This window comes from Streptomyces sp. NPDC007983, assembly GCF_042958345.1.
Classification (GTDB): Bacteria; Actinomycetota; Actinomycetes; order Streptomycetales; family Streptomycetaceae; genus Streptomyces.
Window position 1 is genome coordinate 466,331 of record NZ_JBIBJI010000007.1, and the last position, 24,961, is coordinate 491,291.

27 protein-coding genes and 1 pseudogene are annotated in these 24,961 nt (G+C 71.4%); 11 read left to right on the forward strand and 17 right to left on the reverse strand.

The genetic code is table 11. The features are described from left to right. Positions 1–6 precede the first annotated feature (6 nt). On the forward strand, positions 7–1,080 hold the full coding sequence (locus ACFZCY_RS24635) for a methyltransferase (protein WP_391177090.1): 1,074 nt from the start codon (positions 7–9) through the stop codon (positions 1,078–1,080). 70 nt (positions 1,081–1,150) lie between these two features. On the opposite strand, the gene ACFZCY_RS24640 is transcribed toward ACFZCY_RS24635, so the two are convergent. From ACFZCY_RS24640 to ACFZCY_RS24680, 9 genes are all read right to left on the reverse strand, one after another. Then, a complete protein-coding gene (locus tag ACFZCY_RS24640) occupies positions 1,151–1,882 on the reverse strand; it encodes a class F sortase (protein WP_391177093.1) in 732 nt (243 codons plus the stop codon). A gap of 106 nt (positions 1,883–1,988) precedes the next feature. Then, complete coding sequence (locus ACFZCY_RS24645) at positions 1,989–2,588, reverse strand: hypothetical protein (protein WP_391177096.1); 600 nt, start codon at positions 2,586–2,588, stop codon at positions 1,989–1,991. A gap of 334 nt (positions 2,589–2,922) precedes the next feature. After that, the gene (locus tag ACFZCY_RS24650) at positions 2,923–3,246 is read right to left on the reverse strand and encodes a TcmI family type II polyketide cyclase (protein ID WP_391177099.1); all 324 of its coding nucleotides are present in this window, start codon (positions 3,244–3,246) and stop codon (positions 2,923–2,925) included. Between the two features lie 5 nt (positions 3,247–3,251). Continuing rightward, complete coding sequence (locus ACFZCY_RS24655) at positions 3,252–3,716, reverse strand: SRPBCC family protein (protein WP_391177101.1); 465 nt, start codon at positions 3,714–3,716, stop codon at positions 3,252–3,254. Between the two features lies 1 nt (position 3,717). Next, a complete protein-coding gene (locus ACFZCY_RS24660) occupies positions 3,718–3,975 on the reverse strand; it encodes a phosphopantetheine-binding protein (RefSeq protein WP_391177104.1) in 258 nt (85 codons plus the stop codon). Beyond that, positions 3,975–5,249, reverse strand: a complete 1,275-nt coding sequence (locus ACFZCY_RS24665) for a beta-ketoacyl synthase N-terminal-like domain-containing protein (RefSeq protein WP_391177106.1) — start codon at positions 5,247–5,249, stop codon at positions 3,975–3,977. The genes ACFZCY_RS24660 and ACFZCY_RS24665 overlap by 1 nt, the downstream gene beginning before the upstream one ends. Next, positions 5,246–6,508: a beta-ketoacyl-ACP synthase II gene (locus ACFZCY_RS24670; protein WP_391177109.1), complete on the reverse strand. Its 1,263-nt coding sequence runs from the start codon at positions 6,506–6,508 to the stop codon at positions 5,246–5,248. Before ACFZCY_RS24670 ends, ACFZCY_RS24665 begins: the two co-directional genes overlap by 4 nt. After that, positions 6,505–6,912: a cupin domain-containing protein gene (locus tag ACFZCY_RS24675; RefSeq protein WP_391177112.1), complete on the reverse strand. Its 408-nt coding sequence runs from the start codon at positions 6,910–6,912 to the stop codon at positions 6,505–6,507. The genes ACFZCY_RS24670 and ACFZCY_RS24675 overlap by 4 nt, the downstream gene beginning before the upstream one ends. Before the next feature lie 63 nt (positions 6,913–6,975). Next, positions 6,976–8,151 (reverse strand): SchA/CurD-like domain-containing protein, encoded by a 1,176-nt coding sequence (locus tag ACFZCY_RS24680; protein WP_391177115.1) that lies wholly within the window; start codon positions 8,149–8,151, stop codon positions 6,976–6,978. A gap of 160 nt (positions 8,152–8,311) precedes the next feature. On the opposite strand from ACFZCY_RS24680, the gene ACFZCY_RS24685 reads away from it, so the two are divergent. Beyond that, positions 8,312–9,949, forward strand: coding sequence for an FAD-dependent monooxygenase (locus tag ACFZCY_RS24685; protein ID WP_391177118.1), 1,638 nt, complete (start codon positions 8,312–8,314; stop codon positions 9,947–9,949). Between the two features lie 83 nt (positions 9,950–10,032). Here the strand turns inward: ACFZCY_RS24685 and ACFZCY_RS24690 are convergent, their stop codons facing one another. Beyond that, positions 10,033–10,656 carry a VTT domain-containing protein gene (locus ACFZCY_RS24690; protein WP_391177120.1) on the reverse strand — a complete coding sequence of 208 codons (624 nt, stop codon included), beginning with the start codon at positions 10,654–10,656 and terminating at the stop codon, positions 10,033–10,035. Next, the gene (locus ACFZCY_RS24695) at positions 10,653–11,435 is read right to left on the reverse strand and encodes an MBL fold metallo-hydrolase (protein ID WP_391177241.1); all 783 of its coding nucleotides are present in this window, start codon (positions 11,433–11,435) and stop codon (positions 10,653–10,655) included. Before ACFZCY_RS24695 ends, ACFZCY_RS24690 begins: the two co-directional genes overlap by 4 nt. Positions 11,436–11,533: 98 nt before the next feature. Here ACFZCY_RS24695 and ACFZCY_RS24700 point away from each other — a divergent pair, with 98 nt between their 5' ends. Then, positions 11,534–12,121, forward strand: coding sequence for a MarR family transcriptional regulator (locus ACFZCY_RS24700; RefSeq protein ID WP_391177123.1), 588 nt, complete (start codon positions 11,534–11,536; stop codon positions 12,119–12,121). A gap of 138 nt (positions 12,122–12,259) precedes the next feature. On the opposite strand, the gene ACFZCY_RS24705 is transcribed toward ACFZCY_RS24700, so the two are convergent. Beyond that, positions 12,260–12,739, reverse strand: a complete 480-nt coding sequence (locus ACFZCY_RS24705) for a GNAT family N-acetyltransferase (protein WP_391177126.1) — start codon at positions 12,737–12,739, stop codon at positions 12,260–12,262. An 80-nt stretch (positions 12,740–12,819) separates the two neighbouring features. Between ACFZCY_RS24705 and ACFZCY_RS24710 the strand changes: the two genes are divergently transcribed. From ACFZCY_RS24710 to ACFZCY_RS24730, 5 genes are all read left to right on the forward strand, one after another. After that, the gene (locus ACFZCY_RS24710; RefSeq protein ID WP_391177129.1) at positions 12,820–13,305 is read left to right on the forward strand and encodes a MarR family transcriptional regulator; all 486 of its coding nucleotides are present in this window, start codon (positions 12,820–12,822) and stop codon (positions 13,303–13,305) included. A 159-nt stretch (positions 13,306–13,464) separates the two neighbouring features. Then, entirely contained in the window at positions 13,465–14,130 is a 666-nt protein-coding gene (locus ACFZCY_RS24715) for a nitroreductase family protein (protein WP_391177133.1), read from the forward strand. A 75-nt stretch (positions 14,131–14,205) separates the two neighbouring features. Further along, a complete protein-coding gene (locus ACFZCY_RS24720; protein WP_391177136.1) occupies positions 14,206–14,637 on the forward strand; it encodes a cupin domain-containing protein in 432 nt (143 codons plus the stop codon). Between the two features lie 2 nt (positions 14,638–14,639). After that, complete coding sequence (locus ACFZCY_RS24725; RefSeq protein ID WP_391177139.1) at positions 14,640–15,371, forward strand: NAD(P)H-binding protein; 732 nt, start codon at positions 14,640–14,642, stop codon at positions 15,369–15,371. Between the two features lie 85 nt (positions 15,372–15,456). Next, a complete protein-coding gene (locus tag ACFZCY_RS24730; protein WP_391177142.1) occupies positions 15,457–16,044 on the forward strand; it encodes a hypothetical protein in 588 nt (195 codons plus the stop codon). Here the strand turns inward: ACFZCY_RS24730 and ACFZCY_RS24735 are convergent. Together ACFZCY_RS24735 and ACFZCY_RS24740 are read right to left on the reverse strand one after the other, a co-directional pair. Beyond that, positions 16,027–16,773, reverse strand: a complete 747-nt coding sequence (locus tag ACFZCY_RS24735; protein ID WP_391177144.1) for an alpha/beta fold hydrolase — start codon at positions 16,771–16,773, stop codon at positions 16,027–16,029. The two genes, ACFZCY_RS24730 and ACFZCY_RS24735, sit on opposite strands and share 18 nt — an antisense overlap. Further along, positions 16,770–17,949: pseudogene (locus ACFZCY_RS24740) on the reverse strand (FAD-dependent oxidoreductase). The gene ACFZCY_RS24735 and the pseudogene ACFZCY_RS24740 overlap by 4 nt, the downstream one beginning before the upstream one ends. Before the next feature lie 124 nt (positions 17,950–18,073). On the opposite strand from ACFZCY_RS24740, the gene ACFZCY_RS24745 reads away from it, so the two are divergent. Next, on the forward strand, positions 18,074–18,784 hold the full coding sequence (locus tag ACFZCY_RS24745; protein WP_391177147.1) for a TetR/AcrR family transcriptional regulator C-terminal domain-containing protein: 711 nt from the start codon (positions 18,074–18,076) through the stop codon (positions 18,782–18,784). A 60-nt stretch (positions 18,785–18,844) separates the two neighbouring features. Here ACFZCY_RS24745 and ACFZCY_RS24750 read toward each other — a convergent pair whose 3' ends face one another. Together ACFZCY_RS24750 and ACFZCY_RS24755 are read right to left on the reverse strand one after the other, a co-directional pair. Then, positions 18,845–19,522: a polysaccharide lyase family 7 protein gene (locus ACFZCY_RS24750; RefSeq protein ID WP_391177150.1), complete on the reverse strand. Its 678-nt coding sequence runs from the start codon at positions 19,520–19,522 to the stop codon at positions 18,845–18,847. A 128-nt stretch (positions 19,523–19,650) separates the two neighbouring features. Continuing rightward, positions 19,651–22,059, reverse strand: a complete 2,409-nt coding sequence (locus tag ACFZCY_RS24755; protein WP_391177153.1) for a SpoIIE family protein phosphatase — start codon at positions 22,057–22,059, stop codon at positions 19,651–19,653. 141 nt (positions 22,060–22,200) lie between these two features. Here ACFZCY_RS24755 and ACFZCY_RS24760 point away from each other — a divergent pair, with 141 nt between their 5' ends. Further along, complete coding sequence (locus tag ACFZCY_RS24760; RefSeq protein ID WP_391177155.1) at positions 22,201–23,334, forward strand: Fic family protein; 1,134 nt, start codon at positions 22,201–22,203, stop codon at positions 23,332–23,334. 67 nt (positions 23,335–23,401) lie between these two features. Here the strand turns inward: ACFZCY_RS24760 and ACFZCY_RS24765 are convergent, their stop codons facing one another. Then, positions 23,402–24,346, reverse strand: coding sequence for a DUF5996 family protein (locus ACFZCY_RS24765; protein ID WP_391177158.1), 945 nt, complete (start codon positions 24,344–24,346; stop codon positions 23,402–23,404). Between the two features lie 127 nt (positions 24,347–24,473). On the opposite strand from ACFZCY_RS24765, the gene ACFZCY_RS24770 reads away from it, so the two are divergent. Continuing rightward, the gene (locus ACFZCY_RS24770) at positions 24,474–24,932 is read left to right on the forward strand and encodes a hypothetical protein (RefSeq protein ID WP_391177161.1); all 459 of its coding nucleotides are present in this window, start codon (positions 24,474–24,476) and stop codon (positions 24,930–24,932) included. Positions 24,933–24,961: the final 29 nt, after the last annotated feature.

The following is a 24,961-nucleotide window of genomic DNA, read 5'->3' on the forward strand; positions in this document are numbered from 1 at the left end:
GGCGACATGACCACCACGGCCACCCCGGCCCCCGACACCCCGGCCCCCGGCGACGACACCCCCGCGGCCGCGTCCCAGGCGGCGGCCATGCAGCTGCGGGAGATCGCCTTCGGCGCCGCCCGGGCCGCCGCCGTACGCGCCGCCGCCCGGCTGCGCGTCGCCGACGCGCTGGGCGAGCAGCCCACCTCCGTCGGCGAGCTCGCCGCCACGGTGGACGCCGAACCCGATCCGCTGTGCCGCCTGCTGCGCGCCCTGGCCTGCTGCGGGATCTTCGCCGAGACCGACGACGGCCGCTTCGTCCACACCGAGATGTCCCGGCTGCTGCGCGAGGACGCCCCGCGCAGCCTGCGGTACATCTCCCTGTGGTGCACCGAGCCCTGGACCTGGGAGGTCTGGCCGCGGCTCGACCGGGCGGTGCGCTCCGGCGGCATCGTCTTCAACGACCTCTACGGCAAGGACTTCTTCACCTATCTGCACGAGGACGCGCCCGAGTCGGCCGAGGTCTTCGACCGGGCGATGACCACCTCCAGCCGGCAGTCCGCGGCCGATGTCGCCGCCTTCGTCGACCTCGACGGCGTCAAGGAGGTCGCCGACATCGGCGGCGGCCAGGGCCATGTGCTGGCCAGCCTGCTGGAGCGGCGCCCCGATCTGCGCGGCACCCTGCTGGACCTGCCGCAGGTGGTGGCGGGCGCCGACCCCCGGCTGCGGGACGGCGGCGCGCTGGCGGAGCGGGCCACGCTGGTGCCGGGCGACTGCCGCCGGGAGGTCCCGGTGCGGGCCGATCTCTACATCATCAAGAACATCCTGGAATGGAACGACGAGAACACCCGCCGCACGCTCGCCAACGTGGTCGCGGCCGCGCGGCCCGGCGCCCGGGTGCTCGTCATCGAGAACCTCATCGACAACAGCCGCTCCTCGTTCACCACGGCCATGGACCTGTTCCTGCTGCTCAACGTGGGCGGCCGCAAGCACACCACGGACAGCCTGGTGGCGCGGATGACCGAGGCCGGGCTGAGCGTCACCGAGAGCCGTCCCGTCAACGCGTATCTGCACGCCATCGACAGCCGGGTGCCCGGCTAGCCGCCGGTGCGCAGGAAGGTGCCCGCGCCCCTCCAGGAGGGGCGCGGGCACCGTGGTGTTCCGGGGCGGCTCAGGCCCAGCGGAACGAGCTGAGGTGGGCGAACACCACCACGTTGGCCGTGTAGTCCTTCGCCGTGTGGTCGTACGCACCGCCACAGGTGATCACGCGCAGCTGGGCGTCGTTGGTGTCCCCGTACACCTCCCGGTCCGGGAAGTCCTTCTTCTTGAAGGTCCGCACCTCGTCGACGACGAACGTGGCGAGGATGCCGTCGTCGCGGGTGACGGTCACCTTGCCGCCCGCCTTCAGGGAGTTGAGCATGGCGAACACCGCCGGGCCGGACTTGGTGTCCACGTGGCCGGCCACGATGGCGTTGCCGCGCTCACCGGGGGAGGGGCCGGCCTCGTACCAGCCGACGAGGTTGTTGTCGGTGTCGGGCGGCGGGATCAGCGTGCCCTGGGGGTTGAGCGACAGCGCGGTGAACGGGGCGCTCACACCGATCGAGGGGATGTCCAGCCGGTTCGGGGCCGACCGCGGCAGCGCGGGCCCGGGCCGGGACGCGGGCCTGGCCGCCGGTGACTGGGCGTCGGACCGGTCCTCCGGGGGCACCTCCGCCGTCTCCGGCTGCGAATCCGTCTCGGCGGCGGTGGCCGCGGGCGTGGCCGGTGACACCGGGGAGGAGGACTGGGAGGAGGCGTCGACCGAGTTGTAGATGAGGAAGACACCGATGAGAGCCGATGCCGCGGCCCATCGGAGCGTACGGGTGTTGCTGTCAGTACCGCCCTGCTTGCCCTGTTTGCCCATGCGGGTGTTCGCCTTTCTCACAGCGCCCGTTCGTGGCGCTGCCGTGGCACCTCCGCCGAAGCCAGCGGTGGTGCCACGGCAGCACGGGTTTTCCGAAGCGTCAGGCTCAGATCGCGGTGCCGGACGGCTTGCGGCGACGCAGGGCGTAGGCGCCGGCGCCGAGACCACCGAGGAGCAGAACCGAACCGGCGGCCATGCCGCTGCCCGTGGTGGCCATGCCGCCACCACCGGTGTGGACGCCACCCTTCGGCTTCTCGTGGCTCTTCCAGGAACCGCCGTCCCAGTCGCCCTTCTTGCCCGACCAGTCGTGCTCGCGGGGCTCCTCGTCCTCGTCCTTGCCCTTGCTGCTGCCGGACCAGTCGTGCTCTTCGTCCTCGTCCTTGCCCTTGCTGCTGCCGGACCAGTCGTGGTCGCTGGGGTCCTCGTCCTTGCCCTTCTGCTCTTCCTTGCCGTGCTCTTCTTCCTTGCCCTGCTCTTCCTTGCCCTGCTCTTCTTCCTTGCCGTGCTCTTCCTTCTGGTCCTTGTCCTTGTCCTTCCAGGAGCTGCCGCTTTGACCGTAGCCGTCCTCGGAGGACTCCTGGCTGCTCGAGTACCCGCCGTGACCGCCCGGGTCCGAGACGTCGGCAGCGAACGCGGCGGCGGGGGCGCCCAGGGTCAGGGTGGCGGCAATCGCCGCCCCGGCGAAGAGTGCGCGAGTAGATCGCATGAGTCATTCCTTCCGGCACCGGCACGATTACTGACTATTTGCCAGACAAAGGGATCGCGTCGGCGTCTTAACCACCGTCAGCGAAGAGAGGGCCCGCTGCCACTTGGCGCGGCCCGCAAATCTGACGGATGTAAGCCCTCCGAGTGGAGTTCCGGCTGTTGATCACTCTTTTGCCGCGCGAACGGGCTGATGGTCATTCAACTGATCGGACGACAGGCTTTCAAACGCCGAAACCGGCTTCCGCGGACGCGGCAGCCGGTTCGAAAACAGCCCGTTCGAAAAGCGCGTACGAAGAGCGCGTACGAAAGCGGGCCGGGCCCTCGCCCGGCCCGGTTCAGCGCTCCCAGCGGTAGAACTCCCTCGCCATGGCGTCCTTCGGCTCGCGCCAGGTCGCCGGGTCGTAGGCCTGTACATACGCCGATAGCCGTTCGCTGATGGCGCGGAACTCCGGATGGCCGGTCACCCGCGCGACCTCCGGCCCCGGCGGTTTGTCGGCCTCGATGAGATGCAGATACACATCACCGAACTGGAACAGACTCCGGCCGCGCACGCCTATCAGATGCGACAGTTCCCCATGGCGGTCCGACTCCTCGAAGACGGCGGCTATCTCCTGCGCCGCGTTCTCCTTCATGCGGGCCACGATCAGTTCACGGTGCATTTTCCTCACGCCCCGACCCGCGCGCGGGCGCGCTGCTCGATCTTGTCCCGGATCAGCTCCATCTGGATTTTGGAGTTTCGGTTGATGTGCTCGGTCATTCCGGCGTCGTCCACCGGCGCGTCCGGCTTCATCTCGAAGTCCTGGGTCCACCGCATCCGGGTGCCCTCGGCCTCCTCCTCGTACTCCCAGCGGATGTTCATGAAGGCGAAGGGCCCGGTCTCCACCCGGCGCGCCCAGACGGTCCGCACATCGCGGGCCGTCTCGCGCTCGGAGACCCAGCTCCAGACCTTGCCGTTCTCGTCCGGGTGCATGGTCAGCCGGAAGGTGGTGGTGTCCCCGTTCCGCTGGAGCACCTCGACCGACGCGTACTCGCTGAACAGGTTCGGCCAGTTCTCCAGGTCGTTCGTCGTGTTCCAGACGAGATCCAGAGGGGCCTTGATCAGGATTTCGTTGTCGGTGTGGCCGGTCATCTCATGCTCCCGTGGTGAGTGAGGTGTTGATGACGTCGAGGAAGTCACCGGGCGTCTTGGAGCTCTCGGCGCCGGGCTCGATCGGGGTGCCGTACTGGTTCTCCAGCTCGCCGACGATCGCGAGCAGGCCGAGCGAGTCCAGGCCGTACTCCTCGAACGGGGAGTCCGGCCGGGTGCGCATCAGCTCCGGGTCGACGGTCAGTCCGGCACAGCGCTTCATGAGCGAGGCCAGGTCTCCGTAGGACAGTTGACTGGACATCAGATATCTCCTTCCGGGCCGCGGAGCACGAGCGCCGCGTTGCAACCCATCAGCCCCCGGCTCAGCACCAGCGCGGTCCGCGGCCGCCCGGCGCGGGAACTGCCGGTGACGAGGTCGAGGTCATGGCATACGTCGGTGACGTACGGGGTGGGCGGCACGACGCGGTGTTCCATGGCGAGCACCGCGGCCGCCACGTCCAGGACCGGGGCCGCGCAGTACGCCCGGCCGAAGCCGGTCTTGGGGGCGGTCACCGGCACCCGGCGGCCGTGCGCGCCGAGCGCGTCCGTGATCGCCAGGGCCTCGGAGCGGTCCGCCTCCGGTACGCCGAGGGCGTCCGCGAACACCACGTCGATCTCCTCCGGGGCGCAGCCGGCCTCGGCCAGCGCCGCGCGGATGGCCTGCGCGAGCCCCTCCCGGGACCGCTCCCACATCGACGGGCCGGTGAAGGTCGCGCCGTGGCCCAGGATCCGGCCGCGCACGCGCGCCCCGCGGCGCAGCGCCGCGCCCTCCTCCTCGACGATGAGCATCGCCCCGCCCTCGCCCGGGGCGAAGCCGCAGGCCTCGGCGGTGAACGGCAGATAGGCCCGGCCCGCGTCCCGGGCCAGGCTCATCTCCTCGTACCCCAGCTGGCACACCACCGAGTACGGGGCGAGTGGCGCCTCGGCGGCGCCCGCCACGATCGCGTCCGCCCCGTGCCGGATCGACCGGCAGGCGTGCGCGAGTGCGTCCAGGCCGCCCGCCTCGTCGTTGGCCACCACCCCGCACGGGCCCTTGAACCCGCCGCGGATGGAGATCTGGCCGGTGCTGGCCGCGTAGAACCAGGCGATGGACTGGTACGGGCCCACATAGCGCGGCCCCTTGCCCCACAGCTGCTGCAGCTCGCGCTGGCCGAACTCGCCGCCGCCCGAGCCGGACGCGGTCACCACGCCCACCGCGAACGGCGACATGTCCCGGCGCGGCAGCCTCGCGTCGTCCAGCGCCAGCTCGGCCGCGGCCATCGCGAAGTGGGTGAAGCGGTCGGTCTGGACGAGATACCGCTCCTCGATCAGCGATCCCGGCTCGAAGTCACGGACCTGGCCCGCCACCCGCAGCGGGAAGTCCTCGCAGCCCTCGCGGGTGAGCCGGTCGAGGCAGGTGATCCCCTCCCGTACGCCCTTCCAGAAGGCGTCCGTCCCCACGCCACCCGGCGCCACGATCCCCATTCCGGTGATCGCCGCGCCCCGGATGTGCCGCCCGGTCGCGGCCTTCCGGTCCGTCTTCACGGTCGCGTTCATGACGCACCCCCATGACTGAGCACCACCGCGGACTGGAAGCCGCCGAACCCGCTGCCCACCGACAGCACGTGGCGCAGCGGCAGGGACCGGGCGGTGCGCGGTACGTAGTCCAGATCGCACTCGGGGTCGGGATTCTCGTAGTTGGCCGTGGGCGGCACCACGCCGTGCGCGAGGGCCAGGGTGCAGGCCACGATCTCGATGGCCCCGATGGCGCCCAGCGAATGCCCCACCATGGATTTGATCGAACTCATCGGCGTCCGGTACGCGTGATCGCCCAGCGAGCGCTTGACCGCGGCCGTCTCATGGCGGTCGTTCTGCTGGGTGCCGGAGCCGTGCGCGTTGACATAGTCGATGTCGGAGCTGTTGACCCGGGCGTGGCCGAGCGCGTGGTCGATGGCCTCGGACATCTCCAGGCCCTCCCGGGTCAGACCGGTCATGTGGTAGGCGTTGCCGTAGGTGGCGAAGCCCCTGATCTCGCAGTAGATCCGGGCGCCGCGGGCGCGCGCGTGCTCCAGCTCCTCCAGGATCAGCACGGCGGCGCCCTCGCCCAGCACGAAGCCGTCCCGGCGCGCGTCGAACGGCCGCGACGCGTGCTCGGGGTCCTCGTTGTTGGCCGACGTCGCCTTGATCGCGTCGAAGCAGGCCACCGTGATGGGGGAGATCGGCGAGTCCGCCGCGCCCGCGACGCACACGTCGGCCCGGTTCTCCTCGATCGCCTGGAAGCCGTACCCGATCGCGTCCAGACCCGAGGTGCAGCCCGTCGAGACGGTCTGCACCGGCCCCTGCGCCCCGATCAGCTCCGCCACCCCGGAGGCCAGCGCGCTGGGCGAGAACGCCCGGTGCAGATGCGGCCCGGCCCGCCGGTGGTCCACGTTCCACGACTCGCCCTTGTTGCTGACCTCGACGTAGTCGTGCTCCAGCCGGGTGGTGCCGCCGACCGCGGTGCCCAGCGACACCCCGGTACGCCACTGGTCGCCCGCGCCGGTCTCCAGACCCGCGTCCCGTACGGCCTCCCTGGAGGCCGCCAGCGCGAACTGTACGTAGCGGTCGGAGCGTTCGACCTGCTCCACGGCCAGCCCGGCGGCCACCGGGTCGAAGTCGCATTCGGCGGCGATCCGCGAACGGAAGCCCGCGGGGTCGAAGAGCGTGATACCGCGCGTCGCCGTGCGCCCGGCGGTGAGCATGTCCCAGAAGGCCGGAACACCCACGCCCCCCGGTGCGACCACGCCGAGCCCGGTGATCGCCACCCGTCGCGTCACGATGACGCCTCGGCAGGTTCGGTGGCCTCCGTGTCCACGTGCCCCAGCTCGGGACGGGGAGCCAGCGGGCCCAGATGGAAGACCATCCGGGCCTCGGTGTCCCCGACGTTGCGGAAGCGGTGCCGCATGTCGCGGGGGATCAGCAGGCCCTGGTCGGGGCGCAGCCGGTGCGCGGTCCCGTCCAGGTCCACCTCCAGGTCGCCGCAAACGACGAACACGAACTCCTCGGAGTACGGGTGGTAATGCTCACCGATGCGGTCACCCGGCTGGATGAGGGCCAGGCCCATGAAGCCGCTGGTGGCGCCCACCGTGCTCGGGGTGAGCATGGCGCGCAGATCGCCGCCGCGCCGCGTGTTGTGAGCGACGTCGGCGAGGTCGACGATGTGGGGGGACTGCGTGGTCATGATCGGTGCCTCCGGACAGGGAACGTGACATGGGACATAAGGGGCTAAGGGGAATCGTGGACGTCAGTAGTCCGCCGACCGGCGGTCGGTGACCGGCTCCATGTCGCAGTCCGCGAGGAAGCGCCGCAACCCGTCCTCGTGGGACAGGTCCCGGTCCGGGCCGTGGTCGATGAGACGGCTCATCATGGCCGCGGCACGCTTGCCGCCGACACCGGCCGCGAGGGCCGGGTCCCGGTCCAGCCGCGCCCGCAGGTCCACCAGCCGGACGACGATGTCCTCGTGCTGGAAGATCGTGCTGCTCACCAGGGGAGTCCCGGCGCCACCGGTCAACGCCAGCTCGTCCTGGCGGGCCAGCAGCTGCGCGACGGCCGTGCCGCAGCCCTCCTTGACCGGATACAGCAGCGCGTGACGCCGCATCGCGCCCGCGGGCTCCGACGCGTGTCCGTTCGTCGCCGCCTGGTGGTGCACCGCGGGCAGCGCCGCGCGCATGAAGAACTCCCGCGCCGAATCCGGGTCGTCCAGATCGCGGGCCTCCTCCAGATACGGGTTGATGGCCTCCTCGACCGCACGCACCTCCGGCTGCCGTGCCACATGGCGCAGCGCCGCCACCAGGTCGCCCTTCACCTCCACCGCCCGGACCACCCGGTTGCCGCTCATGAACAGCGAGGTCCGGCACAGCCGCGTGGTGTCGTCCACCCGCGCCTCGGGGGAGGCGTAGTCGGCCAGGATGGCCGCCACGTCCTTCTCGGTGCCGGGCTTCACGGTGAACGTCAGCGCATGCCGGACGATCCCGTCACCGATCCGCGGGACCGCCTGCAGCCGGCCTTTTCCCCGGTTCCCCGCCTCCCCCGCCCCGGCGTGGGACGAGGTCTCCCGCAGGATGCTGAACCGCAGCGAGCGGGTGTCCTCCACACAGCCGTGGAGGGGCTTGACCATCTCCCGGTGCGCCGCGCTGTCCACCCAGGCCAGGAAGGGCGGGGCGCTCTCCCACTCACTGGTGATCAGCCACTTGGAAGGATCCTCGATCGACTGGCACAACTGGTCGCTGAGATGCCCCGGAACCGAGGCCACCTGCTGGCACAGCTCGTCGTACGCGCGCAGAAAACGCTCCTCGGCACCGCTGCGCACATCCAGCAGCAGCACCACGCGCAGCCGCGAATCGGCCAGTGAGGACCGCGAGGGCCGCGTGGCCGTGGATGGTGTCGTGGCGGGCTGTGGAGTCCGGGGCAGGGTGCTCATGTTCCACTCCTCCTCATGAGGCGGCGCCCTTCCTTGGGCACGCCGCCCGTCAGACCGATCGTGGGGCGCTCCCACGTATGGCGCGAGATTTGTGAGCCATCTGAGGGAACGCCTGGTCAGGGCCCCGAACGGGCCTGGAAACACCGGGCATAGCAGCAAGATGAACCGTCTTGCCGACACTGCGACACACGTGCCCGTACTCATCGCGGGCGGCTCCCTGGTGGGCCTGTCCGCCTCCCTGTTCCTGGGCCGTCTGGAGATCGGCCACCTGCTCGTCGAGAAGCACCCGCGGACCTCCCACCACCCGCGCGGACGGGGGAACAACATCCGCACGATGGAGCTGTACCGCACCGCCGGAGTGGAGTCCGCGATCCGCGAGGCGGCGGCCGTCCTGGCCGACAACCACGGCATCATGCAGACCCCGTCGCTCACCGGAACCGAGCACAACTGGCTCTTCCGGGACATCGACCCCGGCGGCAAGGCCGCCCGGATCAGCCCCTCCGCCTGGTGTCTGTGCAGCCAGAACGACCTCGAACCGGTCCTCCGACAGGCCGCCCAGGACCTCGGCGGCGATCTCCGCTTCGGCACCGAACTGCTCTCCTTCGAGCAGGACGCCGACGGGGTCACCGCCGACATCCTGGACCGCCGCACCGAGACCCGCTCCACCGTCCGCGCCGACTACCTCATCGCCGCCGACGGCCCCCGCAGCCCGGTGCGCGAGGCGCTCGGCATCGGCCAGAGCGGCCGCGGCGAGCTGTTCCACAACGTGTCCATCACCTTCCGCGCCAAGCGGCTCGCGGACGTGGTCGGCGACCGGCGCTTCATCGCCTGCTACCTCACCAACCCCGAGGCCGACGGCGCGCTCCTGCCCGTCGACAACCAGGAGCAGTGGGTCTTCCACGCCCCCTGGCACCCCGAGCGCGGCGAGACCCTGGAAGAGTTCACCGACGAACGCTGCGCCCAGCACATCCGCACCGCCGTCGGCATGCCGGACCTGGAGGTCGAGATCACCGGAAAGGCGCCCTGGCACGCGGCCGAGCGGGTGGCCGACGCTTACGGCTCCGGCCGTGTCTTCCTCGCCGGGGACTCCGCCCACGAAATGTCCCCCACCGGCGCCTTCGGCTCCAACACCGGTATCCAGGACGCCCACAACCTCGCCTGGAAGCTCGCCGCCGTCCTCGGCGGCTGGGCGGGAGCCGGCCTGCTGGAGACCTACGGCGCCGAACGGCAGCCCGTCGCCCAGGCCACCAGCGCCCGGGCCGCCTCACGCTCGGCCGAGCACAGCCACCCCGGCTACTCCGCCCCGCCCACCGCCGGCCCGCAGAGCAACGTCATGGCCGTCGCCATGGGCTACCGCTACGTGACCGGCGCGGTCCTCGGCGCCAACCCCGCCGCCCCCGCCGTACCCGACCGCTTCGAGGTCACCGCCGAACCCGGCAGCCGCGCCCCCCACATGTGGGTCCACCGCTGCGGCGTCCGGCTCTCCACCCTCGACCTGTACGAGCGCACCTGCGTGCTGCTCACCGGCCCGGGCGGCGCCGCCTGGCACGAGGCGGGCCGCCGCGCCGCCGACGCCCTCGGCGTCCCCCTCGACTGCTACCGCGTGGGCACCGAACCGGACCACGAACTGGCCCCCGAGCCGGGCACCGACTGGGCCGAACTCCACGGCACCGCCCCCGACGGCGCCGTCCTCGTCCGCCCCGACGGCTTCGTCGCCTGGCGCGCGGAACGCGCGGCGTCCGACCCGTACGCACTGCTGACGGAGGTTTTGCGGGACGTTTTGCGGCTGGGTGACTGAGACCGGAGGCTGAGGGCGAATGTGCACCAAAACAAGCCTCTCCGGCGTTTGAGGAGCGGGGGTGCGGGGCGGAGCCCCCGCACCTAACCCGCGTCGTGGCGCCGCACCACCCGACGCCACACCCCCGGCGCCACGCTGACCGCCACCGTCAGCAGCACGGCCGCCACCACCCCCTCCCACGGCTCGCGGAACAGCGAGCCGCCGAGCAGGCCGATCAGCTGGTACGTCCCGGCCCAGGCCAGCGCCGCCGGGGCCGCGCCGCGGGCGAACCTCCGCAGCGGCCAGCGGGCCAGCAGACAGGCCAGCATCACCGGGATCCGGCCCGCCGGGACCAGCCGGGACAGCACCAGCACCGCCACCCCGTGCTCGCTCAGCTTCGTCTGGGCCTGGTCCAGCCGCTCCGGCGCCGCGTGGTCGTGGATGCGCTCCAGCCACCGCGAACCGTTCTTCGAGCGCACCCCGCGCCGCCCCAGCCAGTACAGCGCGAGGTCCCCCAGGAGCGCGGCCAGCGCGGCGACGCAGAAGGAGAACAGCAGCGAGAACGGCGAGGACTGGTGGATCGCCACCACGGCCGCCGAGCTGACCACCGCCCCGGTCGGCACCACCGGTACCAGCGACCCCAGCACCACCAGCAGGAACAGCGACGGATAGCCCACCGCCTGCTGGGTCGACTCCGGTGGCACGGTGCGTATCAGCTCGCCTATCACCTGGCGGGCTCCAGCCGCACACACTCGCCGTGGCCCAGCCGGTGCACCGAGGCGTCGGGGGCCAGCCGCCCCGCGTGGCGGACGAAGTCGTCCCCCGGCGCGTGGAATTCGTGCGGCCGCACCGCGTCCATGCCGATCGGCCAGTACGTCCCGTAGTGCACCGGCACCGCGCTGCGCGCCCCGAGCCGGGCCAGCGCCTGGGCCGCGCGGCCCGCGTCGAGGTGGCCGTGGCCGAGGTACGGGCCCCAGCCGCCGACCGGCAGCAGCGCCACGTCGCAGGGGCCGACCGCGTCGGCCATCGCGTCGAACAGCCCGGTGTCGCCCGCGAAGTACGTGGTGGCCTCGCCGCGCAGCACGTACCCGAGCGCGGGCGCACGGTGCGGCCCGAACGGCAGACGGCGGCCGTCGTGCGCGGCGGGCACGGCCCGGATCCGCAGGTCACCGACCGTCACCTCGTCGCCCGGCCGCACCTCGGTGACCCGCAGACCGCCCGCCGCGGCCACCCGCCGCAGCCCCGGCACGGCCCGCCCGGCGCCGTACGGCACGACCAGCCGGGTGCCGGGCCACAGCCGGGCCAGCGAACCCAGGTGCAGATGATCGGCGTGCAGATGCGAGACGAGCGCGATGTCCGCGACCGCCGCGTCGGGCGTGGGCACGGGTCCGCGGCGGCGCCGCAGATGGGCCAGCCGCCGTACGAAGAGGGGGTCGGTCAGCACCGTCACGCCGGAATCCCGCACGGTCGCGGTGGCATGCCCCCACCAGGTGATCTCCACCGACACGCGGTGCCTCCCGTCGCGCACGAACCACACCGTCCGCACCGATCCTCTCACCTCGGCGGCCCCTGATTGCAGTCACCCGAGCAGGGTATGCATGAGTCATGCATGACTCCGGAACCCGCACCGACACCGAACCCGACATCGAACGCGTGGCGAATCTGCTCGGCGCCGCGGCGCTCGCCGTCACGGACGACCTGCTCACCGCCCCGGCCGCCGCGTCCCGCCTCAGCATGAGCGCGGCCGCCGCCCTGATCGTCCTGCACGCCGACCCCGGCGTGAGCGTGACCGAACTGGGCCGCCGGGTGGGGCTGACCCAGTCCGCCGCGGTGCGGATGGTCGACGGTCTTGAGCGGTCCGGTCTGGTCGAGCGGCGGCGTACGGTCGGCAACTGGACCGGTGTCCACCCCACCTCCCACGGCCGGCGCACCGCGGAACACCTGCTGACCGCTCGCACCTCCCATCTCGCCGGAGTGCTGAACGGCCTGGACCGCACCGAGGTGCGCGACCTCGGCCGACTGCTGGCCAAGCTGCTCGACGGCCTCTACCAGGGCTGCGGCGCGGCCGACCGGATGTGCCGCATGTGCGACCGCGACGCCTGCACCCACCAGGGCGCACCGTGCCCGGTCGGCGCCGCGGACCGGGCGGCGACCGCCGAGCGCGAGGCCGCGGACCACGCCCCCGAGGAGTGAGTCCGCGATGGGCGAACTGCTCGCTCCCACCTCCGCGCTGGGCTTCGGCGCCACCCACTTCCTCAGCGGCCTGGTCTCCCGCCGCCACCACGGCGTGACCGTCGCGGCCTGCGCCCAGACGGCCGGTACGGCGGGCGCTCACCCCAGGACCAGCACCAGCTCGCCGATCTCCCGCCCCCGCGCCACCGCGAACGCCCGCTCCTCCCGCATCACCCGGAACCCGCACTTCTCCAGCACCCGCAGCGAACCGGCGTTGTCCGCGGCAGCCCGGGCGTACAGCGGGCGCGTCGGCACCTCCGCCAGGAACGCGGCCAGCGCGCGGGTGGCGATCCCCTTGCCCCAGTGCTCGCGCCCGATCCAGTAGCCGACGGACGGATCGCCGTACTGCTCGAACCCCAGCATGTTCCCGGCGACCCGCCCGTCGTACAGCACCGTCCGCTTGACGACGGTGTCGTCGCCGAGGATCCGGTTCCACCGCTCGTCGAAAGCCTGGCGATCGTCCGGGTCCTCGGCGGTGAAGGCCGCCATGCGGTTGGCCTCCGCGTCCCGGTGGTAGTCGAAGAAGACCGCGAGATCGTCCCGGTTCACCGCACGCAGTCGCACCCTGGGTCCGCTCATGCCCTCAAGTCTGCACCGAGGGGCGTTGTCCCAGCTCACCCAAGCCGCCACGGGTGATTTCACGTGATACCGTCGCGAAGGTGACCGCTGACGTTCCCCGCAAAAGCATCGTTTCGCGTGCTACGGACCGCCCCGGGGACGAGTCGCCCTTCGCTCTCGGCTTGCTGCTGCGCCGGGCGCACGCGCGCGTGGCCGCGGTGATGTCGAAGGCGCTTCGGCCGTACGGCATCGAGTTGCGGCACTTTTCCGTGCTGATCGTGCTGGTCAACCAAGGGCCCACCGTACAGCGGGACTTGGCGACGGCTACGGGGTCGGACAAGGCGGGGATCATGCGCATCGTGGACGACCTGGAGCGTAAGGGTCTGGCCGTGCGCAAGGCCGTCCCGGGGGACCGGCGGGTGCGGGCGGTGGAGATCACGCCGCAGGGCGTCGAGCTTTTCGACGCGGCTCATGTGGCGGCGGAGCCGCTGGCCGAGCGGCTGGTGGCCGAATTGGGCACCGGCGAGTCGGAGCAGCTGACGGATCTGCTCACCCGGTTCGCTCATCCCGTGGACGACGAGGCGTAAGCGCCACGCGTTCCTTGCCAGCCTTTACGGCCGTCTTCATGGCCGTGCTCTCGAAGGCCGCGCTGTCGGCGGCGGGGGTCTCGCGCGAGATGGTATCGAGTGATACTGTTGCGAGTGTAACGAAACACGGTGGGTCGAACAGCTGAGAGGCAGGCGATCTTGGACGTCTATGAGGCGGTCGCGAGCCGACGCGCGGTGCGCGGCTTCACCGACCGGCCCGTCCCGCGACAGACGCTGGAGCGTGTGCTGTCCGCCGCGGCGTGGGCGCCGTCCGGGTCGAACCTCCAGCCGTGGCACGTGTACGTGCTGACCGGCGGGCCGCTGGCGGAGCTGAAGAAGCGCGCGGGCGAGCGGCTGGCCGTGGGCGACCCCTGGGACGAGCCGGAGTACGAGCAGTACCCGCCCGCGCTGAAGTCCCCGTACCGTGAGCGCCGGTCCGCCTTCGGTGAGCAGCGCTACGGCGCACGTGGCATCGCGCGCGAGGACCTGGAGGCACGCCAGCGGGCCGCGTCCGCGAACTGGGACTGCTTCGGCGCGCCCGCCGCCCTGTTCTGCTACATCGACCGCGGCCTGGGCCCGGCCCAGTGGTCCGACGTCGGCATGTATCTCCAGACCGTCATGCTGCTGCTCCGTGCCGAAGGACTGCACAGCTGCCCGCAGATGGCGTGGGCGAAGTTCCACCGGACCGTCGCGGAGGTGCTGTCGCCCCCGGGTGAACTGATCCTCTTCTGCGGCATGTCGATCGGATACGAGGACATCACGGCGGACGACACCCGCACGGGCCGGGCGCCGCTCGCCGAGACAGTCGCGTTCATCGGGGGATAGCCGGCGGGCGAACGCCGGAAATGCTCGCGCGGGTCGTCACGGCCAAAAGGCCGCTCCGGTCTTTACTTATGACTCATGTCGAGCAATGAGCCCAGCGAGAAACCACGGTCCGAGGCGTGGAAGACGGCGCTGACCACGCTGCAGACGGCAAAGCCGCCTTTCATTCCGGAGGGAGCCCACGCGATGACCGTCCTCGTCGAATTCCCCCCGGGTGACCCGGGCACCCCTCCGCACCGGCACTCCGGTCCGGCCTTCGGATACATGCTCGAAGGAGAGATGCTCTTCGAGCTGGAAGGCGAGCCGGAGCGTGTGATCAGGGCGGGGGAGACGTTCTGGGAGCCGGGTGGCGACGTCATCCATTACCAGGACGGGAACAACCGAACGGATTCCTGGAGCCGTTTCCTCGTGACGATGATGTGCGCCCCGGGCCAGCCCATGCTGACCCTGGTCGACGACGAGGAACTGGCCCGGCGCACAAACCGACGCGCTCCGCGGAAGAGAGGATGACCATGAAGATCGCAGTTGTCGGCGGTACCGGCCTGATCGGGTCGAAGGTCGTGAAGAACCTGAACGCGGCGGGCCATGAGGCCGTGCCGTGTTCGCAGTCCACCGGGGTCGACATCATCACCGGCGAGGGGGTGGGGAAGGCGGTGGCCGGTGCCGATGTCGTGGTCAACCTGACGAATTCACCGACTTTCGACGCCGCCTCCGCGGCGTTCTTCCGGACATCGATGGACAACCTTCTGGCCGCCGCCGGGAAGGGCGGGGTGCGGCACGTCGTCATTTTGTCGATCGTCGGCGCGGAACTGGTGCCGGAGCTGGACTACTACCGGGCGAAGGTCCTCCAGGAGGACATTCTCAAGGCCGGGCCGATTCCGTATTCGATCGTCCGCGCCACCCAGTTCATGGAGTTCATGGACGCGGTCCTGTCCTGGACCAGCGACGGCGACATCGTCCGCCTGCCCGCCACCCCGATCCAGCCGATCGCCGCCCAGGATGTGGCCGACGCCGTCGCCGAAGTCGCCGCCGGCCCCCCGCTGAACGGCACCCGCGACATCGGCGGACCCGATGTCTACACCCTCGACGAACTCGGCCGGATCACGCTGCGCGCGCGCTCCGACAGCCGCGAGGTCGTCGTGGACGACACCGCCGGGATGTTCGCGGCCGTCCGCGGCGATGCCCTCACCACCAAGGGCGACGCCCGACTCGCCCCCACCCACTACACCGACTGGCTGTCCTGAGCCCACCGCCGCCGGCCGAGGTGTGTGTAAGCTCAGGCCCGATTTCATGGGCCGCGGCACGTCTGGACCGAGGAGCAATCGGGGCATGCACAGATCGGCTGGTTCGTTATTCACCCTGACCGCGCTGACGATGTCGGCAGGTCTTCTCACCACCGCTTGCGGCGCCGATGCGGGCGGTTCGAGCGCTGCCACGGCACCTCCGTCGCGTGTCGTGGAATCGCCCGAACCCTCCGCATCGGCGGCGGAAAGCTCTCCCACCGCCCTGACGGCCGAGCAGCGCGCGCAGGAGGAAGCGGGCCGGGAACGGGCCGCGGCGGCTCCCAGCGGCGTTCCGGTCACACCGGGGGACGGCAAGGAAAGCGAGGTCTTCACGCACCCCCTGACGACAAAGGGCGACGTGACGGTCTTCAAGCCGGTTCGCAGCGGATCCGCTCTGACGGTGCCGGTGAAGATCACCAATCATGGCGATCAACGCACGTTCTACGACGTCGCCATCCGCGTGACCGGCCCTCGGGGATTCGACGCGACGGTACGCATGAAGAGCGAAGTGGTCGGCCTCTACCCGGGGACTTCGTGGCCCACCGAACTCACCGCGCGGGACCCGGGGAGTCCGGTACCGGAGAACCCCCGGGTGACCATCGTCAAGAGCGCGACGTCACAGCCTTTCGGATGACCGTGAGTCGGCCGTCCCGGCGGTCACGAACGCGTCGATGACGGAGAGCACGGTGTCCGGTGCCTCCTGCCAGGGGAGGTGGCCCGCGCCGGGGATCACCTCGAAGCGGGCGTCCGGGATGGCGCCGGCGTACGCGCGGCCGAAGTCGGGGGTGACCACGGCATCGTTCTCGCCCCATACCGCCAGGGTGGGCACCGTGACGCGGGCGAGGCGGTGCAGCAGCTTCGGGTCGGCCAGGGCCGGGCCGGTGTAGGCCAGCATGGTGCGGATGGCTTCCGGGGATGGGCCGGGGACGCCGGGCGCCGGGGTCGGCATCCGCACCGCGTGCCCCGGGACCTCGGGTCCGATGGCCCCCACCAGCACCAGTTGCCCGATGCGGCGGCGGCCACGGTCGCGTACGGCCATCTCGGCGGCGAGCCAGCCGCCGAAGGAGCTGCCGAGGACCAGGACGTCGTGCAGCCGGAGGTCGTCCAGCAGGTCCAGGTAGGTCTCCACGAGGCCGTCGACTCCGGTGAACCAGTCGGGCCGAGGGGCGTCGTTCCAGCCCGGGTGGGTGGGGGTCAGCACCCGGCGGGTGGGCGTGAAGTGGTCCGCGATCGCGGTCATGCTCGCCGGACCGGCGCCGCCGTGCAGCAGCAGGACGGGCCGTCCCTCGCCCACGTCCGTCAGGGTCAGCGGAAGGCCGGGGTAGGGCTGGAGCGGCGGAGGGGTGGTGGGGTGGGTGGTCATCGGGCGTCGTCTCCTGATGTTGCGTCCGAGGCGTGTGAGGTGCCTGAGGTGTGTGAGGCGAAGAGGTCCCGCGCGATGCGCAGGCCGTCGGGGCTGAGGAAGCCGGTGAGGTTGGCGGCCGAGAGGGCGGCCGCGGTCTCGCTGCGCGGGAAGAGGGCCGTTTCGTAACGGGTCAGCGCCGCCTCCAGGTCATCGTGCGCGGCGATGGCCCCGGCGAGTTCGGCCCCGTCGAGCATGGCGAGGTTGGCCCCCGCGCCCGCGAAGGGGGACATCAGATGGGCGGCGTCGCCCAGGAGGGTGACGCCGGGCACCCGGTCCCAGCGGTGTCCCACGGGCAGGGCGTGGAACCGACCGGAGGACGAGGGGGCCGTCGGTGTCGGCGATCAGCGCGCGCAGCGCGTCGTCCCAGTCGGGGAAGAGGTCCAGGACGCGCTTGGTGACGGCCTCGGGGGCGGCGCCCTCCGCATCGGCCCACCCCTCGGGGGCCTTGACGGCGCTGTAGACGCGGACGCGCTCGCCGCCGTTGCGCTGCGCGACCACCGCCCGCTCGTCGCCGAGGGCGAACATCGAGCCGTGGCCGACGAGTTCGGCGAGGGCACGGTGCCGGGTGCCGACGTCCTCCAGCCAGCTGTCCGACATCGTCACCCCGGAGTAGGCAGGCAAGGCGTCGGACAGCAGCGGCCGGACCCGCGACCAGGCCCCGTCGGCGCCGACCACGAGATCCGCTTCCACGGTCTCGCCGTCGGACAGGGTGAGCGTGGGGCGTCCCGCCCAAGGGGCGGCGACGTCACATACCTTGCGCCCCCAGCGCACCGTCCCCCTCGGCAGGGAGTCCAGCAGCAGCCCCCGCAGCGCGCTGCGGTCGATCTCGGGGCGTTCGCCGCCGCCCTCCGGAGCGGGCGCGTGGAGCACGGTCGAGGCGTCCTTGCCGAGCAGGCGCAGCTCACCGCCCTCCGGGCGGCTCAGCTCCCGGAACTCCTCGAGCAGCCCGGCGGCGCTCAGCGCCCGCTGTCCGGACTCCTCGTCCAGGTCCAGCGTGCCGCCCTGGTCGCGGGCGGTCGGTGACGCGTCCCGTTCGTAGACGGTCGAGGCGATGCCGTGGGTGCGCAGGACGCGCGCCAGCGTCAGCCCGCCCAGCCCTGCTCCGACGATCGCGATGGTGGGTGCGGTGGACATACGTCGCCTCCTCTGCGAAGCGGTGGATTCCTGTCGTGCCGGACGCGAGGAGAGTAGCGGGACGAACATGTTCGTGGCAAACGTGTTCGTCACGAACGCGTTCACCGGCGGATAGCATGAGCCCATGAAAGGGAACTCCGCCGCGCGCCCGAGCCCCCGCGAACGTCCGGCGAAACCGGCCCTGACCCGGGAGGGGATCGTCGCCACCGCGGTCGACCTCATGCGGGCCGAGGGGCTGGAGCGCGTCACCATGCGCCGGCTGGCGCGGGAGCTGGACACCGGGCCCGCCTCGCTCTACGTGTACGTCCGCAACACCGCCGAACTGCACGCGGCCGTCCTCGACGAACTGCTCGCCGGGGTCGACCTGAGCCCGGCCACGGCCGAGGGCGACTGGCGCGAGCGGCTGGTGCGGCTTCTCATGTCGTACACGGAGCTGCTGTTCGAGCACCCCGGCCTCGCCCGCTCCGCGGTGGCCGCGCGCCCCTTCGGCAAGCACTTCCTGAACCTCACGGAGGCCGTGCTGGCCCTGCTGCACGAGGGCGGGGTCGCCCCCGACCGGGCGGCGTGGCTGCTCGACGCACTGCTCCAGTACGGCACCGCGACCGCCGCCGAGCACGCTTGGCGGGGCGCGGACGAGGACAGCCACAACGAGGAGGACTGGGAGGCGATGGCCGCCGGGGTGATGGGTGCCCCGGAGCGGACCCATCCGCGCATCGCCGCGCTCGGCGCCCTGCTGCTCTCCGGGTCCCCTCAGGAGCGGCTGGTCTGGGGCTTCCATGTGCTGATCAACGGCGCGGCGCACACCCCCGTACCGGACGTCCCGAGACCGCTGTAGGGGCTGGAAACGCCTCATGCCGGCCGCCGTGCCCGGCGGCCGGCATGGTGGCGTACGGCTCTACTTCGTCCAGTAGCGCACGTTGCGGAAGCGGGCCTCGGCCTTGCCCGAGCCGTGGTGATAGACGCCGTTCTTGAAGTAGCGCGTGGCCTCGCCGCGGTCGTCGGCGGTCAGCACCAGCTTGTTGTCGGCGTAGACCTGGATGGTTCCGGCGCTCGCGTCGTGGGCGACCTTCAGGTTCCACCAGGTGTTGTAGATCCCGGTCTTGATGACCTCGTTCGTGTAGCGCTTGAGCGTGCCGCCGTTCGCGCTGGACGCCCGGAACATGATGTCGGTGGCCGGGGTCCCGGAGGGGCGCTTGGTGCGCAGGATCTGCATGATGTCCGCGCCGTTGGTGCCGGACGGCACGTACACGTCGGCGTCCCACATGTGCTTGCCCGAGGTGTAGTCGTTCTTCCAGCGCATCTCGGTGCGCGGATTGGTCGAACTGCCCTCCTCGAACGGCTTGTCGGTGGAGTTCACCCACATGGTGTGGGTCTTGGTGCCCGAGTCGTAGCTGTAACGCTCGCCGAGATCCAGGTCGTACGGCTTCTGCATGCTGTACGAGAACGACTTCTGCGTCCAGCCGTCCGTCGGATCGGCCGCCGTCGCGCCCTGCGCGCTCGTCGTCCCCGCCAGCGCGGCCACGAGTGCGCCGACGGCGACGCCGGCTCTGACCCGCATGCGTAACGCGGGCATACGCCCACCTCCAGTCCAGTGGTTCCCTCTCGGTTACGGATCATGGTCCGGACCAAGGGTCAACGTAGGGCAGAGGCGGTGACGTGTCCATATCAATGAACGGAGTTCTTCGTATTCACAGATTCCGTTCAAGCATGTGACCCGACCAGCTGCTCACACCAGATGGTCTTGCCCGTGTGGGTGTGCCGGGTGCCCCAGCGCTGGGTGAGCTGGGCGACCAGCAGCAGACCGCGGCCGCCCTCGTCCGACAGACGGGCCCGGCGCATATGGGGCGAGGTGGAGCTGGCGTCGGACACCTCGCAGATCAGCGTCCGGTCGTGGATCAGCCGCAGCTGGATGGGGGCCTCCGCGTGCCGGATGGCGTTGGTGACCAGCTCGCTCACCACCAGCTCCGTGATGTACGACGCGTCCGCGAGCCCCCAGGCGTCGAGACGGCGCGACGCCCACGCACGGGCGGTCGCCACCGTGACCGGGTCGGCCGCCAGATCCCGTACGGCGTACCGGTCCGTGCCCAGGGCCTGGGTGCGGGCGATGAGCAGCGCGGCGTCGTCGGCGGGGTGATCCGGGAGCAGATCGCCGATGACGCGGTCGCACAGCGCGTCGAGGGAGGGCGCGCGTTCGCCGAGCGCCCGGCACAGCGCGTCCAGCGCGCCGTCCAGTTCGCGTTCCCGTTCGCGGAGTCCGAGCAGCCCGTCGGTGTAGAGCGCGAGCAGACTGCCCGGCGGCAGCTCCACCTCCGCCACCTCGAACGGCAGGCCGCCCAGGCCCAGCGGGGGACCGGCGGGCACCTCGAGCAGCCGTGCCTCGCCGTCCGGGGTGACCACGGCGGGCGGCGGATGCCCGGCCCGGGCCAGCGAGCACATCCGGGACACCGGATCGTAGACCGCGTACGTGCAGGTGGCGCCGAGGATGGCGGGATCACCGGGGGCGCCGGTGCCCTCCGCCTCGGTGGCGAGCCGGATCACCACATCGTCCAGATGCGTCAGCAGCTCGTCCGGCGGCAGATCGACGTCCGCCAGGGTGCGGACCGCCGTGCGCAGCCTGCCCATGGTGGCCGCCGCGCCGATGCCATGGCCGACGACATCCCCGACGACCAGGGCGACCCGCGCCCCGGACAGCGGAATCACATCGAACCAGTCGCCCGCCAGCCCGGACCGGCCTCCCGCGGGCAGATAGCGGGACGCGGTCTCGACCGCCGCCTGCACCGGAGTCCCCTGCGGCAGCAGGCTCTGCTGGAGGCTGAGCGCGGCGGTGCGCTCGCGCGCGAAGCGGCGCGCGTTGTCCAGGCAGATGGCGGCCCGCGCCACCAGCTCCTCGGCCAGCAGCTGGTCGTCCTCCGTGAACGGCTCCTTGGTCCGCCGGTAGCACATGGTGATGCCCAGGGTCATCCCGCGCGCCCGGATCGGCACCCCCATGATCGACTGGAATCCGAACTCCCGGAACTTCTCCGCCCGGGCCGGATCCCGCGCCAGCCAGTCCCGCATGTCCCCGTCCGTGACCCGGTGCCGGGCCGACCGGCCCGTCGCCATGCAGCGCACGGCGGGCGTGTACGGCGGGTAGAAGTCCACCTCGCCCGGCTGCCGCACCGCCTCGGGCGCCCCCTGGATGATCGACTGGTTCGCCGCCCGGCGCAGCGCCACCACCCCGGTGAACGGACCCGGCTCATCGCCCCTGAGCAGCGTCTCCAGCAGATCGACGGTGACCCAGTCCGCGAGCCGCGGCACCGCCGCGTCGGCCAGTTCCCGCGCGGTGCGCATCACGTCCAGCGTGCTGCCGATCCGGGTGCTCGCCTCGTTCAGCAGCGTCAGCCGCTCCCGCGACCGGATCTGCTGGGTGACATCGGCGACCGTCGTGCAGAGCCCGAGTGTCTGCCCGTCCGCGCCCCGCAGCGCGGAGGCCGTGGCCAGGAGGACGCTCTCCCGGTCCGGATCCGCGGGCAGCCGGCCCCGCATCTCCCCGCTGAACGCGGCCTCGCCGGTCTCCACCACTTGCCGCAGCCGCCGCTCCCACGGCTCCGCGTCCGGCCCCGACAACACCTCCGGCAGCCGCTTCCCCTTGCGGTCGGCCTCCGAGATCCCGGTCAGCCGCGTCATGGCGGTGTTCTGCCGGATGCACCTGAGGTCGGTGTCGTACATGGTCACGGCCACCGGGGAGCGCGAGAACAGCCAGTCCACGACCGCCCGCTCCACCTCCTGCGGCAGCGGCCGCTGCCGCGGCCCGGCGGCGTCCTCGACGGGCGCCACCAGCACCCACTGGCCCCGCGTATCCCGGTCCATCAGCCGGTGCCCCGTCCCGCGTACCCGCAGCACCCGCCCATCGGCACACCGCACCGAAACCCACCCCAGCCAGTGGTCCCGCTCCGGCGGACCGTCCCAGAACGGCGTCCCGCTCTCGGGCACCAGCAACTCCCCGGCCCGCCGCCCCACGGCATCCCCGGCGGCATGCCCCAGCGCCCGCTCGGCACCGCGATTCCAGCCCGTGACGATGCCGGACTCATCGACGGTGATCACGGCGGTCCGCGGGGCCTCGGCGTTCATGCGCCCATCTCCTCCATACCGAGCATGCACCTCCCGCCGGGGGCCTTCAAACGAGCGCGGAGCCTTGCTCGTCACGCTGCTGAAGCGTGGGGTGACACACGGTGGTTTGACCGCTTGATGGGAGGATGGTGTCATGGGGTCATGCTGTACCGGGTACCTGAGCTGGACGACGCCGATGTGCGCGTTCTCGATGAGATCGACGCGATGCGGGGGCGTCTGCGGTTGCACCTTCGGGCGCCCAGGCGCTGGGAAGGCCAGCTCCGCCGCAATCTGACCGCGCGGGCGATCGCCGGGTCGAACACCATCGAGGGGTACGCCGCGAGCGTCGCCGACGTCGAGGACATCATTCTCGGTGAGGCCCCGATCGAGGCCAGCGGGGCGGTGGCCACGGAGATCGACGGCTACCGGCAGGCCATGACCTACATCCAGCGGCTGGCCGACGCCGGGCCCGACTTCACCTACGGCAAGGGGCTGCTCAACAGCCTGCATTTCATGATGCAGGGGCATCACCTGCCCAAGCGGCCCGGATGGTGGCGCTCCGGCCCCGTGTACGTCACGCCGCCCGAAGACCCCACCATCGCCGCGTACACGGCCCCGGAAGCGGAGCGTGTGCCCGGCCTGGCGGACGAACTGGTGGCCTGGCTGAACGAGGGCGACCTCGAAACCCCGGCGCTGGTACGGGCCGCCATGGCGCACCTGAACCTGGTGGCCATCCACCCGTGGCCGGACGGCAACGGCAGGATGTCCCGCGCCCTGCAGACCCTGGTGCTGGCCCGCGAGGGGTTGGTGGCACCGGAGTTCTCCAGCATCGAGGAGTGGCTCGGGCGGGCCCGCAACACCTACCGCTACTACGACGTGCTGGCCGAGGTCGGCGGTCCCGTATGGACGCCGGACCGGGACACCCGCCCCTGGGTGCGCTTCTGCCTGCGCGCCCACCATCAGCAGGCCCAGACGGTGGAACGCCAGGTGGAAACCACTCGGACGCTATGGGCCGCCCTGGAGGAAGCGATCGAGAAGCAGGGCTGGGCCGAGCGCCTGCTGTACGCCCTGTACCCGGCGGCGATGGGCAACCGCGTCCGCCGGGCGACGTACCAGGCGGACGCCGAGCTGAGCGAGCAGCAGGCCCAGCGGGACATCCGCGAACTCGTGCGCACGAGGTGGCTGGTTCCGCACGGCGAAGCGCAAGGCCGGTATTACACCGCCGGCGAGGGGATGCCCGAGTCCATCACACGGGGAGTGCTGCGGCCTCGGCCCTTGCGCGAACCGTATGCGTGACCTCCCGATCGATCGCGGGAAGATCAGAGGCGAGTTCACGGCTGCGACGCACGTCAGCGGTGCGCGGTCAGTGGTGTTCCAGCCGGTGAGGATCCGCTTCCAGCGCCGCGCGGTCCCAGTGGGCCAGTTCGGCGGTTGCCGCGTACGTGGTGTGCAGGAATTCGCTCAGGGCCCGGTCCGGATCGGGGGCGGTGGCGACCGCCTCGTAGGGGAGCACGAATTCGCCGGATTCCCGCTGGTAGGACGCGGCGGCAGGGCGGATCGGGTGGTCGGCGAGGCCGGCCGGCTCGGGGTAGGCGTAGGCGTAGAACGCGCCCTCCTCGCCGCCGCCGGGCCAGAAGCCGCAGCTGGACAGCTCGACGGAGTAGGCCTCCTCGGTCACCCAGTCCGGCAGGTTGGGCATGCCGTCGGGCGGGTGCGGGGGAGCGGGGCGGCCGGAGAAGCGGGTGGTGGCCAGGTCCATGGAGCCCCAGAAGAAGTGCACGGGGCTGGCTTTGCCGACGAATTCGGACCGGAATTCCTCGAAGGCCTGGTTCGCGCGGGTGAGCTGGCCCCAGAAGAGGTGCGCGGCGTGCGGGTCGTACGTCGCGTGGCGGTGGTCCTCCGCGAAGGGGATCGCCGGGTCCACCTCGTTCGGGCGGGGATGGATGCGAGTCCGGATGCCGAGGTCTCCCAGGGCGCCCATGACCTCGCCGTAGAACTGGGACACCGGTTTGGACTCCAGCGCCAGCTCGCGGCGGCTTCCGTCGCTGGCCCGCACGCGCAGGCGGTGATCGATGAAGTCGAATTCGATGTCGAACGCACCGGTCCGGTACGGGATCGCGGACGTGCTCAGCCCTCGCGGGGTGACGTACAGCGTGACATGCCACCAGTGGTTGGCCGGCGGGGCGTGGGCCAGCCGGATCTTGCCGACGATCTGAGTCCACATGTGCAGCGTGTCCCGGGCCTCCGCCCAGTCCGCCACGCGGAGCCGTGGCCAGGCGCCGGCCCATGGTGTCCTCTGCTCGGCCATCTCGCCTCCCGCGCGTCGGCGACTCGCAGCCGGGGCCATCGAGTACCCGTGTCGTGGCGAGTGAAAAACCTTCCCGGATTGCGGGGGGTGTGGCGCAGTGGTGGCGGCCTGATCAAAGCTGGGTGCCGTGGACGGAGTCACGGTCGGTACGGGTCTCGCCCTGGTCGGCGTTCTGCTGGGGACGACGGGGACCCTCATAGGGCAGCAACTGGCGAACCGCGTCGAGGTGCAGCGCGACCAGCGGCAGCGCGCTGACGCGGCGCGGGCGGAGCGCAAGGAGGCCATATCGGGGTATCTGAAGGCGGTGCAACGGGTCGAGCTGATCCTGGACCGCCGAAAGCTCGGCATGCCGACCCTCGACGACCCCGAGGACGAGAAGCTGCACGACTTATGGCTGGCGAAGAAGGCGGTCGAGCTGGTGTGTTCCACGCGGGCCGCCCAGGCCGCGCACGACTACACCACCGTGCTGCACGCGCTGATGCGCAGCGAGCAGGGGCGGTCGCCGGTCAAGCGCGAGCGTCGTGAGGCGTTCATGGAGGCGGCCCGCGAGGAGTTGGAGAGCGGCCGCGCGCACATCAGGAGGTGAGACGTCTCCGCGGATCGCTGAGGATCTCC